General features: G+C 45.0%; 12 protein-coding genes. 3 read left to right on the forward strand and 9 right to left on the reverse strand.

Going from position 1 to position 14468, the window contains the following annotated elements; all coding sequences use genetic code 11:
* Positions 1–35: 35 nt before the first annotated feature.
* Positions 36–914 carry a carbohydrate ABC transporter permease gene (locus ACUTVW_RS08425; RefSeq protein ID WP_434751159.1) on the reverse strand — a complete coding sequence of 293 codons (879 nt, stop codon included), beginning with the start codon at positions 912–914 and terminating at the stop codon, positions 36–38.
* 16 nt (positions 915–930) lie between these two features.
* Complete coding sequence (locus ACUTVW_RS08430) at positions 931–1881, reverse strand: ABC transporter permease (RefSeq protein WP_434751160.1); 951 nt, start codon at positions 1879–1881, stop codon at positions 931–933.
* Positions 1882–2027: 146 nt separating this feature from the next.
* Between ACUTVW_RS08430 and ACUTVW_RS08435 the strand changes: the two genes are divergently transcribed.
* Positions 2028–3737, forward strand: a complete 1710-nt coding sequence (locus ACUTVW_RS08435; protein WP_445645357.1) for a sensor histidine kinase — start codon at positions 2028–2030, stop codon at positions 3735–3737.
* 9 nt (positions 3738–3746) lie between these two features.
* Complete coding sequence (locus tag ACUTVW_RS08440) at positions 3747–5387, forward strand: response regulator transcription factor (RefSeq protein ID WP_445645358.1); 1641 nt, start codon at positions 3747–3749, stop codon at positions 5385–5387.
* Between the two features lie 118 nt (positions 5388–5505).
* Here ACUTVW_RS08440 and ACUTVW_RS08445 read toward each other — a convergent pair whose 3' ends face one another.
* From ACUTVW_RS08445 to ACUTVW_RS08475, 7 genes are all read right to left on the reverse strand, one after another.
* Positions 5506–7191, reverse strand: a complete 1686-nt coding sequence (locus tag ACUTVW_RS08445; RefSeq protein WP_445645359.1) for an extracellular solute-binding protein — start codon at positions 7189–7191, stop codon at positions 5506–5508.
* A 171-nt stretch (positions 7192–7362) separates the two neighbouring features.
* Positions 7363–7935, reverse strand: coding sequence for a hypothetical protein (locus tag ACUTVW_RS08450; RefSeq protein ID WP_445645360.1), 573 nt, complete (start codon positions 7933–7935; stop codon positions 7363–7365).
* Positions 7936–8117: 182 nt separating this feature from the next.
* Positions 8118–8831 carry a beta-glucanase gene (bglS, locus tag ACUTVW_RS08455; protein ID WP_145330760.1) on the reverse strand — a complete coding sequence of 238 codons (714 nt, stop codon included), beginning with the start codon at positions 8829–8831 and terminating at the stop codon, positions 8118–8120.
* 250 nt (positions 8832–9081) lie between these two features.
* Entirely contained in the window at positions 9082–9924 is an 843-nt protein-coding gene (locus ACUTVW_RS08460) for a formylglycine-generating enzyme family protein (protein ID WP_445645361.1), read from the reverse strand.
* A 95-nt stretch (positions 9925–10019) separates the two neighbouring features.
* Positions 10020–10652, reverse strand: a complete 633-nt coding sequence (locus tag ACUTVW_RS08465) for a glycoside hydrolase family 11 protein (protein ID WP_445645362.1) — start codon at positions 10650–10652, stop codon at positions 10020–10022.
* 37 nt (positions 10653–10689) lie between these two features.
* A complete protein-coding gene (locus tag ACUTVW_RS08470; protein WP_445645363.1) occupies positions 10690–11457 on the reverse strand; it encodes an alpha/beta hydrolase in 768 nt (255 codons plus the stop codon).
* Between the two features lie 216 nt (positions 11458–11673).
* Positions 11674–12957, reverse strand: coding sequence for an SGNH/GDSL hydrolase family protein (locus tag ACUTVW_RS08475; protein WP_445645364.1), 1284 nt, complete (start codon positions 12955–12957; stop codon positions 11674–11676).
* A gap of 316 nt (positions 12958–13273) precedes the next feature.
* On the opposite strand from ACUTVW_RS08475, the gene ACUTVW_RS08480 reads away from it, so the two are divergent.
* Entirely contained in the window at positions 13274–14416 is a 1143-nt protein-coding gene (locus ACUTVW_RS08480; RefSeq protein ID WP_445645365.1) for a glycosyl hydrolase family 8, read from the forward strand.
* Positions 14417–14468: the final 52 nt, after the last annotated feature.

Below are 14468 nucleotides of genomic sequence, written 5' to 3' on the forward strand. Positions count from 1 at the left end.
CCCCCTTCGAATGTGTTGTCACTTGCAGGGCAGAACTATTCTTTCACTGCCCCAATGACGATACCTTTGACAAAAAAGCGTTGCAAGAATGGATATATGACCAAGATCGGCAATGCCCCGATGAAAATCTGTGCTGCGCGAACCGTACGCTGAGAAACATTTTCCAGCATGGATGGATCGACATTAATTTTGCTGAGGTCTTGTTGCACGATAATGGTTTGTAACAAGGAAGCCAGCGGATAATTTTTGACATCGGACATATAGATCATGCCATCGAACCAAGAGTTCCACTGACCAACCATGGTAAACAAAGACAATGTAGCAATCGCTGGCATGGACAACGGTATGTATACAAGTGCCAGCGTTTTGATGTGACCTGCACCATCCAGATAAGCCGCTTCCTCCAGCTCTTTAGGCAGCCCGCGAAAGAAGTTCATCATCAGGATAACATTCCACACAGACAAAGCTCCCGGCAGTACTAACGCCCAGATCGTATCCATCAGACCAAGCTTCTGAATCAGGATATAACTCGGAATCAGACCCCCGCTGAACAAAATCGTGAATACAAAGAACCAAGTGTAGAGCGAGCGTCCTTTGAAATTAAGATCTTCCTTCGACAGTGGAAATGCTGTCAGAAGCATAATCACCATACCGATCACGGTTGCGATTACTGTTCGTTTGACCGAAACCAGCAAGGAGTTAATAAAGTTTGAATTGCCGAACGTTTTCACATACGCATCTGTCGTAAAACCAATGGGCCAGAAGCCGACAAGATTCGATGAGGCCGGTGCCATGCTGCTGAATGATACGGCCAGGATATGAATGATAGGCAAAATGCAAAGCAAGGATAATACACCCAGGAAAATATAGTTGGCAACGCTGAATATTCGATAACCTTTTGTTTTGTAATACAAAGCCCTTTTCTCCTCTCTAGAACACGCGATAGTTCGCCAATTTGTAAGCCATGCGATATGAAATAACGATCAGAATGGTAGCTACGACAGATTTGAACAATCCTACTGCTGTTGCAAAACTCATCTTGCCGTTCAGGATACCAAGTCGGTATACGAAGGTATCAATGATGTCGCCTTTGTCATATACGAGTGGATTGTACAGGTTGAACACCTGATCGAAGCCAGCATTCAGAATATTCCCGATGGAGAGTGTCATAAGTACAATCGTTATCGGCATCAGTGCAGGAATCGTAATGAACAGCGTTTGCTTGAATCGGTTCGCTCCATCCACTTCGGCCGCTTCGTAGAGCGCCGGGTTAATGCCAGACAGAGAAGCCAGGAATACTATCGTTCCGAAGCCAAATTCCTTCCAAACATCACTAACAATCAGTGTTATCCGAAACCATGTTCCATCCCCGAGGAAAAAGATCGGATCGCCGCCCAGTGCAACCACCAGTTTATTCACCATACCGCCTTGCGGCGAAAGAATATCAAGCAATATTCCGCCCAGGATAACCCATGACAGAAAGTGTGGCAGATATACGAGAGTTTGACTGACTCTTTTAAAAGCATTTAAACGAACTTCGTTCAACAAAATGGCGAACAGGAATGGAGCAACCAAGCCCGCGATGATTTTGAAAAATGCAATCACCAGTGTGTTCCAGATGACCTGGCCCACGTCAGGGTATAAAAATAAATATTTGAAATTATCCCAACCTACCCATTTGGATTCGGTAAATCCGAGGTACGGTTTAAAATCCTGGAAAGCAATCACAATCCCGCCCATTGGTATGTACTGAAATACAATAGCCAGCAAAACCGCAGGTATAAGCATCATGTGCAAGGACCAGTTCCGTTGCATATTCCAGCGTTGTCTCACTTTGATGGCTCGCCCTTTGCGTGGCGTCTCTAACGTATGTTCCTTCACCCCTACATCCCCCATGTTCTAAAAATTTATATTTTACAAGTGCATATGAACTTGTATATTAAAATTATAGCAACGGTTATTGGCAATCTATATCCTAATATTGCAACAACGATAACAATATTTTAATGAGTTGAGGAGGCCCAGCAATGTTCGCACGTCTGAATGTCTTTACCAAAATTACACTGTTGTTTGTAGCATTGCTTGTCCTGGTTTTGTTCTTGTACACCTATTCAAACCGGGAAAGTGTACGTGTGATCGAACACGAAATTCAGAACAATACCATGAATCATTTGTCCACTTTTGCCGACTCTGTAGAATCCAATATTTACCAACTATCCCTCTATGGGATGTCCATTGGGCAGGATTCGAGCATACAGGAATATCAGCGGCCGGATTACAAAGATGTGCCTTATGAACGTGTCAAAGTTGGCAGTGCTATTCTCGAAAAAATAAATCTGTATAATGCAGCCAGCAAATGGCATTCCACCATCACCCTTTATTTTCCAAGGTTGCAAAAAGTCATTTCCACAGATTATTATGCTTATATCCCGTATGAAGAGGATGAATTTTCCAAGCCACTTTCGAAATCATGGGCATATAAGCATAATCAATTCGAGTGGTACACGACCGATCCAACAACAGCGATGGGCACCCCTGGGAGGTCGCGACTAATTACTAAAATCAGCTTTCCCGTGCATCATCTGACCCGTATGTTGGATCAGAACAAATTGAATAACAACGGTGACCCTTTTATGTTCCATCCCGAGTTTGGCTTAATTAGCAACACGAGCGGAAACGGCACGTTAAATGAGATTCAGTCCAAGCTGAAAGAGATGACTTTGCAGGGAAAAGGCGGATTCACCACGACACTTGACCGCACAGAGTACTATGTTTCGTACATACAGTCAGGCAGTCTGGGATGGTACTATGTAGACTACGTGCCTATGCAGCAAATTCTAGGGCCGATCACAAATAGTCGTAATCTCTTCTACGCTTCCATAGCCGTTTTGATTGCTATGAGCATTGTAGTGTTGTATGTGCTGTATCGTAGTGTACAGCTTCCATTGCTTCAACTGGTGAAGGGAACGAACCGTTTGTCGACTGGAGATTTCTCTGTGCGATTACATCATTCGTCACGTAATGAATTCAGTTTATTGTTTGCACGATTTAACATCATGGCACAGCGAATTCAAGAGTTGATTGAGAACGTATACGAGGAACAACTCCGAAGACGTGAGGCTACTTTGAAGCAGTTGCAATCACAGATTAATCCGCATTTTCTTTACAATTGCCTCTTCTACATTAAAAATATGGCGAGGATGAAAAATGAGAAAGCCGTTGTGGCGATGGCTCTTAATTTAGGTGAGTATTATCGGTACATCACAAGATCCGAGAATGATCAGGCCACCATCAAGGAAGAGTTGACTATGGTGAAAAACTACCTGGAAATCCAGGCTCTTCGGCTGGAACGCATGCATTTTACCATCGAGGTGCCGGACGATATGCTGCATAAAACGTTACCACGTTTAAGCTTACAACCTATCGTTGAGAACGCTATCATCCATGGCATTGAACCCCGTACAGAAGACGGGCATATCAACATAACAGGCTATCATACGGATGAAATGTGTACGATAACCGTCGAAGACAGCGGGCTGGGTATGACCGAGAATCAGATGCAAGAGTTGGTTGATAATCTTAACAAACCGCTCGATGGCAACATGGGATGCGGAACTTGGAATGTTCATCAGCGTTTGTCTTTTTTGTATGGTGAAGACGCGGGTCTGAGCTATGAACATACGCTTAGCGGAGGCGTTAAGGTAAGCATTACATGGTACAACAATATCAATGAGTAGGTGAAGTGCATGTTACAAATTTTGTTAGTCGATGATGAACGTTCCGTTGTAGAAACGCTGGCGGAAACCATTCCGTGGGAAAGTTGCGGGATCGGCGCAGTACACGAAGCCTTGTCAGGTGCCGTAGCACTGGAAATTATGGAGAATCATGATATTGATATCGTAATCACTGATATCCGCATGCCGGGAATGTCCGGTATTGAGTTAATCACGGCAATTCATGAAAAATGGTCACATGTGCAGACTATTTTACTCTCGGGCTTTGCCGACTTCGAATACGCCAAACAAGCGATGGCTCAGGAAAGCTTTGATTATTTGCTGAAGCCTGTAAGTGATGAAGATCTGATCGAAACCGTACAACGGCTTGTTGATCGGATCAAGCAAAAATGGGAAACCGCCGCTTCGTATCAACGGGCGTTACATGCGTTTCAAGATAACCTGCCTCTGCTGCAGTCCACGATGCTTCATGAATTACTCACAGGCAAAACGTATTCCTCCTCCGCACTTGCGGACAAGCTGGAGCTTCTGGAACTGCCCTATTCTGTTGGAGAAGAACTCGGGATGCTTGTGATCCGCATGGAGGAGCATCTGTCCGAAATGGCCGATTACGATCTGTCGCTGATGCAGTATGCCATCTCTAATATTATCAGCGAAGTCATGCAGCACCATTTTCATATCTGGCATACGCGGGATGTCCATGATTATCTGGTGGTACTGGTTAGTGTTAAAAAGGGTGTGCCTCAGAGCATGAACAAAGAGGAGAAACCGCAGACCCTGCTTGAGCATTATGCTGCCCAGATTCAGACGAATGTTCAACTGTATCTAAAAGGAGCTATATCCATCTCTGTCTCCCATTGGGGCAAGTTCCCTTATGAGATCGGCGAGATTTATGAGAGTGCTGTCAGATCCATGCGTAAGCGTATGGGACAGGCCCAAGGCCTGTTCATCACGGCTTCGGATGATAAGGATGTACACCCCTTGCCAGCCATACGCTCTCTGTACAAGCCTCCAACCCTAATCAGTCTTCTGGAAGCTGGCCGCTTTGACGATGTGGAACAGAAGATTGAGGTCATTTTCGAGGAATTGCTCGAATCGGCGCAACATCATGATATCGCAGAAACGACGATCGAGGTTTACCATGCCCTGGCAGGAGCTTTTGCTTATATCATCCATAAGAATGGAAAACAGATTTCTTCTGTCCTTCCTGCTGAAATGTTTAAGTACTTTCAAGCTCCAAGCTATGCTACCGCCCAGCAGTTGAAAGACTGGTCGATTCGCACACTTCATTCCATCAGTGAAGACGCAGAACAGGAGCTTAAGGATAATCATAGTACCATCGTTCGCAGTGTCAAAAGCTTTGTGGATTTGCACCTGGCTTCCGATGTTTCCTTACCGGCTATTGCCGAACATGTCCACCTGCACCCTGTTTATCTTTCCAAAGTGTATAAGGCGGAGACTGGAGAAGCGCTGACAGCTTATGTCTATCGGTTACGGATGGAAAAAGCAGCTTATTATTTGCGCTCGTCCGGCGCCAAGGTATTCGAAATTGCAGAGCTTGTCGGATACAATAATACAGCTTATTTTATCCGGGTATTCAAAAAATTCTACGATCTGACACCGCAGGAATATAGAGAGAATCTGCCGGTGTGAAGCAAAAAGGCCTCACTGGAATGGTTTCCAGCAAGGCCTTTTCTTTATACTTTCCCACCTGCTTTAGCAGCTTGGTTAGAATGAAATAACGGACAAGATCAGGTTGGTTCGCTCGTACTTACTTCCCGCTAGTTACGGATTGATACCACTCATTAACTTCCTTCGTATTTTGATCTCCACCGGAAGATTTCCATTTTTCTACAAATGTATCAAATGCCTCGATTGGAGCTTTACCATAGATGATTTGCGAGAACAGGTCCTTCTCCATTTTGGTTAAGATATCGTTATTCATTTGCATTGACATGGTTGGCGCACCCGTGAACATCTGTTTTAATGCGATATCTTTTTGATCTTGAACAATCTTGGCTGCTTCCACCATTGGTGTCGGTACGCCAGACTTGAGTTTTTTCTCGAAAGGTGTTGTTGCTTCTTCACCGTTAGCAAACTTCGCAAGTGTACTCATGTTCAGACTCGGGATACGTGCACCATCAAAGGTTAATGTATATTTCTCAGGAGCATAACCGCCTGTCACACCAGCATCTGTTGTTGGTTTGCCGTCTTTCATTGCCCAGTCATATCCTTCAGCGAAGCCGTGTTCGAATTCGTCACCTGCTTTTGGATTTGCAAAGTGATCGAATAGATAATTTTGATATGTGAAAAAGACTTCCGGGTTCTTCATATCTTTGTTAATCAGAATTACACCATTGTCGTTCGCGGTACCTCGTCTGCCTGCTTTGCCATCAGGTCCAGATGGAATCGGGTAAGCTTTGTACTCCGCTTCCGGATTGTTTTTCTTCACATCTTCGAGCGGCCATGAAGGCATCCAGTGAGGCCCCACAACAATCCCTGCTTTACCTGCTGTAAACTCTTCTGCTGCTTTGGTTTCATCATATACCCCGGCTTCTTCTGGGATGTAGCCTTTTTTCATCCAGTCAGCCAGTGTTGCCAAAGCTTGTTTCGATCCAGGGTTTACAGAGCCGTACTCCAGTTTGCCTTCTGCGTTTAAATTCCACTGATTTGGCATCGTACCGTAGGCTCCGAAGATCCAGCCAGCATCAGACATCCATGTGCTCAAAAAGTTTTTGAATCCGATCGTCAGACCGTATGTGTCTTTTTTACCATTGCCATCCGGGTCTTTATTCGTAAACGTTTCCATAATCACTTCAAGATCAGCCAGCGTTTCAGGTGCTTTCAAATTAAACTTCTTCATCCAATCCTCACGAATCCACATCACTGGATCACTATTGTAGGAGTAATCAAGAATTGGAATACCAATCCGTTTACCATCCTGCATGTACGGATACCATACGGAAGGATCTTCATTCACTGCGGCTTTCCAGGTATCACTTGCATATTTATCAAACAATTCACCTGCATCGACGAACTTGCCTGTTTCAATCAACTCGCGTGCCAGATTGAAGTCGCCGCGATACGAGATAATGTCCGGCATTTCCGCATTGGAAGCCAGCGACAAGCGCAGCTTCGTTTCAAACGCGTTGTTTGTGGATGGCGACACCCATTGATTTTTCAATTCAATGCCGAGTTTGTCTTTCGCCCATTTCGTGTGCACGTTATTGTCCTGATCTTCACCAGATTTGAATTTGATTTCCGGTCCCCAAGGACGCAAATAAGTAAGCTTTACGGGTGGATCATACTTCCCGTCCTTCAATTCCATTGTAGCACTCGGTGTGCTGGGTGTAGCCTCTTTACTTGCTCCGCTGTTACATCCGCTCAGAACTGCTGAAAGCGCCAACATTCCGGCCAAAGCCAAACCGCCAATCTTTCTTTTCTTGATTGTTTTCAACTTGTGTGTCCCCCTGTATGTAGTGATGTTGTCTACAGAGTCCATCATAATGAATGAACCATATGGATGCCCATACTAATATTGCAACATTTATTGTATTAATTTAGGATATTAAAAAGTGAATACGGATGTTGCATTAGTACAACGTCCCCATTACGTCCCTCAGTTCTGTCACGGTGCAAACACTTCCGGATAATCCTTACGCCATGCACCAATGCAGCCAATCAGACAGAAGGTAACACACAAGATCCTGGTGTTGGTGCCGTTCTCATCCGTTTCATATTCAACAGAAATATTCATACCGGACTTGCGCCACGCCAGATAGGGGCCGCTTCCTCCAATCCAATCACCTTGCTCATAGATATCCGGTTGTCCGTACGCATCGGTCCATTCGTCAGGGGCAGCGTTCATCGTCATCCCCTTCGGCAGCTGTCCGGGAAACGGCTTTTTGATCCGGTCATCTGACCCCGGTGCAAGAAAATGAATCGCTCCAATGATCCATTCTTCGGATGAGAGGTCATCACGTCCAGTCAGTTCATTGATTTTAGGAGAACGATACACATCGATGCGAATAGATGCTTTAACTGACCAGATGATGTCATCTTGAAAAGGGCTGTCCGGTCTCGCTACTCTTTTTATACCGTAAGGTTCCAATAAAGCTTGTACCTGTTTGGAATCATATGGTTGACCTAACAGCTCTATAAACTGCTCGGATGACGGGTTTTTGTTCTCCTGCATATTCATGGTTTTTCATCCTCTCAAAGTTAAGTGCGTTTTCCACGCTTTTCCCTCATCATCTTACGTTTCTTTCGTTCTGTAAAGATGGAAAAGAAACATAAAAAAACAGAGGAGTATGGATAAGATCTACTCCTCTGTTTCATGTAGTTATTTAGCTACTCCTGATTAGGACGTGTCATGAGCCCCTGTTAATTACTTGTATATTTCACCCAATCATATTCAGCATGCAACGGGTTAGCGCCGTTATATGAGCCAAGCCAGCTGTCCACACCCGTTCCGTTCCAGATATTCATCATAATTTTACCTGGTGTCTTCGGAATGTTTGTTGTAGCTGTATGCTTCAGCACACCATCTACATACCACTTGATATGCCCTGGCTGCCAATCAAACGCATACGTATGGAATCCCTGGGACGCATCGAAGCCCAGATTTACGATTTTCTCATGATTTCCGACGCCATTTGTATAATAATTGAATTGGACCTTCGTTGTGTCTTTACCCAGGAATTCGATATCAATCTCATCCCATTGGGTGCCATGAGCAGGACCGGTATAGGTGAAAAAGGAGGAGACAATCCCTGTATTTTTAGCAGGTTTCATGCTTACTTCATACAGACCATACCCGTAAGTATTCGTTGACCGATATTCTCCGCAATCAAACTTGTTGTTCGAAGGACTTGTCAGACTCAACCGCAGCTTGCCATCATTCGTAAAATTAGCATTATTCGCCCGCCAAGTACAGTTGAACATGGAACCGTTGGAATACCCATCTGCTTTCTGCCAGGTACTTGCATTGTGATACGTCAGTGGTTCCCAAAACACCCACCCAGCGAAAGCGCTTACTGAAATAAATAATGAAACCACACCCGATACCATTAATGTAAACCACGTCTTCCTTTTCATCATACACCTCCATTACGGATTCCAACCGTGTAAACGAATGAGTGAAACGATCATTCCGTTCTTGAGTTTCATGACTAAAGATGGATTCGCTTCGATATTAAAACGCTTACATTGGTTGGTATTTCCATTTTATACGGATCATAATTGCCAAACTATAGCAAAGTTTAAAGAAAGCATATTCATTTTTTAAGATTGTTGTCCCCTTTCCAGGCAAAATATATAAAGGCCCCTTTTTAATGAACGGGCCTCGTTATTTACTACGTACGACTCGCAATCCCTGATCGGGACCAAGGCCATTCGCGTCGAATTTTCCTGGATATGAAATCTCTTCTGTATTTACACTACTAACCCAGCCGCCTCCCTTGCTAACTCTCCAGGTGTTGTCCGGGGTTTCCGGATGTTTGTGCCAGTCCCAGCACCATTCTCTCACATTGCCGGACATATCAAAAATCCCTAACTCGTTTGCCTTTTGCTGACCGACTGGTTTGGTTTGATTCCGATTATTTTCGATTGCAGGCCAGTTCCAGTCTCCTGTTAACGGTTTTTCTCCCGCATTCATCCAGTACCACGCTACTTCGTCTGGATTGTTGCTTCCGCTATACGTAAAATTTTCACTCTTTTGTCCGCCGCTTGCGGCATATTCCCATTCTTCTACCGTAGGCAGACGATATCCATTCGCATCTTCATTGACGGTTACAGTCCATTTGACATTATCGTTTTCATTCTTATTATTCGTATCCATAGTTTCTTTATCAATCGTGTAATAAGGTTTCAGGTTCTCCTTGACACTTCGTGCATTACAGTACTCGATTGCATCGTACCAGCTCACCCGTTCAACGGGTCGTTCTTCGCCTTTGAAAGCGGAGGGATTGTCCCCCATAACGTCAGCCCATTGTTTCTGAGTCACTTCATATTTGCCAATGTAAAAGTCAGACAGCGTAATATCTTTACCGCTAAAACTGGTTTTACTGCTCTTGAATGCCCCACCCTCTACCAATACAAGGTCATCGCTCACGGTGGAACCGCTGGCTGCCGAACATGCAGTTAATCCAACAACAGCTACAATGAGTAGAAATACCATCCACTTTCTCATCTGGAAGTCTCCTTTTAAAACGGAAATTGAGAGCAAGACAGATCCGAAGATCTGTCTTGCTTAAGTCTAGCGTGAAAAACGAAAGGTTATGGCAATTACCAAACCGTTACGTTGGCGTTACCGCTGCTTTGGTATCCTTCCGTCGCCAAAACCTGATAGGACCAGCTGCTACCCAGATTCATGCCTTTGCTCGCCCAAGCATTAACGTGGTTTCTGAACGTAATCTGAGAGTTCACACCGATTGCACGTTTGGATTGTCTAACACTCCAGTATTGCGGGAATGTTGAATACCCATCGATGGATGGAGCATTGTATCTCATCGTTGTGTAGATGTCATACGTCCCCCCGTCACTGTTTACCGTACCTTTGTAAGTTCCTGTCGGGCGGTATGTGCCCCAGTTATCTACCACGTAATATTCGATAAGTGCATTTCGAGTCCAACCATAAAACGTCAAGTATCCATTACCGGACGGTGCGAATACGCCTGCATTGTAGTTAACCACGCGATTTGCTGTGCCGTATGTCCAACCTTTACCGACAACAAAGTTACCGGTATTCTGCCAGCTGACACTGTAGTTCCCGCCGGAGCCGTTCACGGAATTAACTGTGCCTCCCCCATCTGTCCAGTTCTGCCAGTAATCTGTAGCACCTGTCGTAGCGGCGAACACACCAAAACTCATAGAAGCTGCAAGAACAACGGTCAACAATTTTTTGCTGAATTTGAACATAGGGAAAACCCTCCTGATATTTTATTTTTGTATGCATTTACCTGAAGAGACGTTGTGAAAAAAGATAAAGGTCATTTTTCCACACGGGCCAGTCATGTCCCCCGCTCTCTTCATACCAAATATGAGGTATGCCTTGCTGCTTCAAATACTCATGAACATCAACACTAATCTGAATCAGATTGTCCTGATCTCCACAAGACACCCAAAGCAATGACAGAAGTGATGAAGCTTGAGCCGGATCAGGAATAAGTACCTCCGGTGTTTTGGTGTTTGGCGCTGCTGAAAAAGCACCCACCCACGCAAAATGATCCAGGTTGCGGAGTCCGATGTTTAAAGACTGCCCTCCGCCCATGGACAAGCCGGCGATAGCTCTCTTGTCCCTCGATGGAGTCGCTGGGTAACGAGACTGCACATGCGGGATAAGATCTTGAATCAGATCCGATTCAAATCGTTCAAATGCCCGAATTTTCTCAGGATCAAAGAGATCACCTTCTGCCCTGTCGTTAGACATTGCACGCCCATTGGGGCATACGACAATCATTGGCTCTATGAGATTCTCGGCATAGAGGTTGTCCAGGATGATTGCTGGAGAGCCATGTGTATGCCACTCCTTCTCATCCCCTCCAATTCCGTGCAGCAGATAGAGTACCGGATAGGTAAGCTCCGAAGAAAAACCTGGCGGCGTATATACCATCGCTTTACGCACGTTGCCAACCGCCTTGGAATCATACTCTATCGTTTCGACTACGCCGCGTTTGATGTTATCACGATACTGGTCAAAACCAGCAGATGCTGAAGCTATCATTTGTTTTACTCCCTTCACGGTTAGCTTAATCCTCTAAACTTCATACCAGGTTTGCTATGACGTGTCTTGAAACCTACTGAAGTGCATCTTTTACCGCCTTTTCGCCCCCTGCTGCGTCAGTTTCCCTTGACGTGCCCCGGCACGCCTGCAGAAAACTTCCTTGCTTGGAACGAAAATTCAACAAAATCTTCTTTCTTCAGCGTTTTCAGACAAGCCCTAGTCCACGTAACCAAACCCCAAAACTGTGAACTGCTTTTCCTCATGTCCTGGCGCCATATCAATCTCAATAAGATGCTCATCAACTTCCGTGTTATTAAATAGAAGCATGGCATGGCAGTGTGTCCAGTTCACTTGGTGGGGATCAGCCTGTTTGGTTCGTTGGCCATCCACCTTGATATGAGCCGTTCCAAACATATCGCTGTCTGAGTCCTTAAAGATCAGAATGAGCCGGCTGCACCGCAAATGCAGCTTGAAACCCTTCCGCTCTGCTCTTGCACCGGGAACATACATCCAGTTGTTCGGAAAAAGCGGTGTACCATAATCATGATCGTCCATCTCGGTCATCTGCAGCTCTGTGTCCGTCTGACAAAAGCTACCTGAGTCAATTCGAGCAATCTTTTCACCGTTTTTCCGATCCAGCAGTTTAACACCTACATAATCGTTTCCGATAATTGGTAACTTCGTTAATTCATCTTCTTTCTGATCAGGGTTTGTACGATCTGTAACGCGAAACAGATTCGCCAGTGCATCGGACATGATCCGATGCCCCACATTGGTGGGATGATAGATGTCATAAAAGAATTGCTCTTTGGTTATGACGCCACCTTCATCTTTCGCCTTCTGAAATTGCTCTACTAAAGCATCCTTCATGCTCACCATGGGCAGATCATAATGAAAGCCCACCGGAGCAAGACGATCCTGAAGATTCCAATCATTCTTGAATACACTAAAAAGTAGAATGACTGCTGGTTCGTTACCGGAAGCAAGCGCTTTCAATACTAAGCTTTCGTAACAGTTCCCTCGCGTTTCATCGTCAGCATCATTTACCGCAAACTCGATAATGACAATGTCCGGCTGCACGCTGCCATCCCGGAGCACATCCCGATCATAACGAATGATGCCAAGTTGGGAAGGCGTACCGCCTACCCCCGCCTTGATCAGCTGAACCGTATTGCTGTTCAAAGGGGCAAACAGTCTTTTGAAGTGATCATAGGAATGATAGGCATAACTTTGGAGATGAATGGGTGATGCACCAGCGCCATGAGTAATTGATCCCCCAATATAGGCTATAGTTACAGACTCACCACGTTTAGCTTTTCCGATCGCTCTCTTTAATCTGACGTTGTTCCCTGCACTCAGGAGTGATCTGTCGATCATGTCAAGATAAGCCGGAGAATCGTAATCAAAGTCAGCCTCAAACGATGAAACTGTAACTCCTACGGGGTCACGCGGTGCATTAGTTCCTTGATTCTCATCTACATCTCCTGAATCGCCAAGCATGTTGCATTCTCACCAACCTTCCAGCGAAAATTTTACACTCCAAGTACTGTCTTATGAAGAAACCTGGACTAGAATGATGTCGATATCAGGCGGCTCCTTCTCTCCGAGTGTAGCGCTTACATAATTTAACAACAACCTGATAAACTATAGGACTTGCCTAAATATATCACCGGCAACACAAAATGGAAATAGATGGGATATCATACCTATAATTTTCCATGTAAACGCTTTAATTTGAACAGTATCGCGAATGCTATACTTATTTATATGAAGCATTAACGAAGCATTCTGTGAATCATTTTCGGAGGAGGATCACATGAATATCACTGGAAAAGGCGCTTATGAGACAGGTACATATGTTAATCTTTTTCACAAATCGGGGTATACAGAAGAAGAAATCAACGCGAGGTTGGAACAAACATGGAATGATCTGTTCTATGGAGATGAACATACACGAATCTATTATCCCGTTGATGAAGATAAAGGTTACATGCTGGACACGGGCAACGACGACGTTCGTTCCGAAGGCATGTCATACGGTATGATGATGGCTGTACAGATGGATAAAAAAGAGGAATTTGATCGCCTGTGGAACTACGCTCATACCTATATGCAGCATACGGAAGGACGATACAAGGATTACTTTGCGTGGCATTGCAAGCCTGACGGAACCCGGCTGTCTCCGGGGCCAGCTCCTGACGGTGAAGAATTTTTTGCTATGGCATTATTTTTCGCCTCGAATCGCTGGGGGGACGGACCTGCACCTTTTGATTACAAAACTCAGGCTCGAAAGATTCTTCATGCCTGTCTGCATCAAGGAGAACAAGGTCAAGGCGATCCCATGTGGGAACCAAGTAACCGGCTAATCAAGTTTATTCCAGAGTTACCTTTCAGTGACCCGTCCTATCACCTTCCCCACTTCTATGAATTGTTTGCTGAGTACGCGAATGAAGCAGACCGAACATTTTGGAAAGAAGCTGCCGAAGCAAGCCGCTTATATCTGAATACAACTTGTCATCCGGTAACCGGGCTTTCACCTGAATACGCCAATTATGACGGGACTCCTGCCCCCGTTCAGCCGCATGGTGATTTTAGGCATTTTTATAGCGACGCCTATCGCGTTGCAGCCAATATTGCCTTGGACTGGGAATGGTTCCGCAAAGATCCGTGGCAAGTTGAACAATCCAATCGGATTCAGGCCTTTTTCAGTGATATCGATGTAGCGGATTATCGCCGGTATACGATTGAAGGTGAGGCTTTTGAAGAACCTGCTCTGCACCCTGTTGGTTTGCTGGCAACCAATGCGATGGCATCGCTCGCAGCAGATGGCCCTCATGCAGATGCTTTTATTCGGTTATTCTGGAACACACCGCTCCGCCAGGGAAAACATCGTTATTATGATAATTGTCTTTATTTCTTCACCATGCTTGCCTTAAGCGGAAGATATCGGATGTACTAGAACTTGAAATTTTGGCGCAATTGCTGGAGCTCTAACCCTGCATTGGCTTTTG

This window comes from Paenibacillus sp. TSA_86.1 (assembly GCF_052691815.1).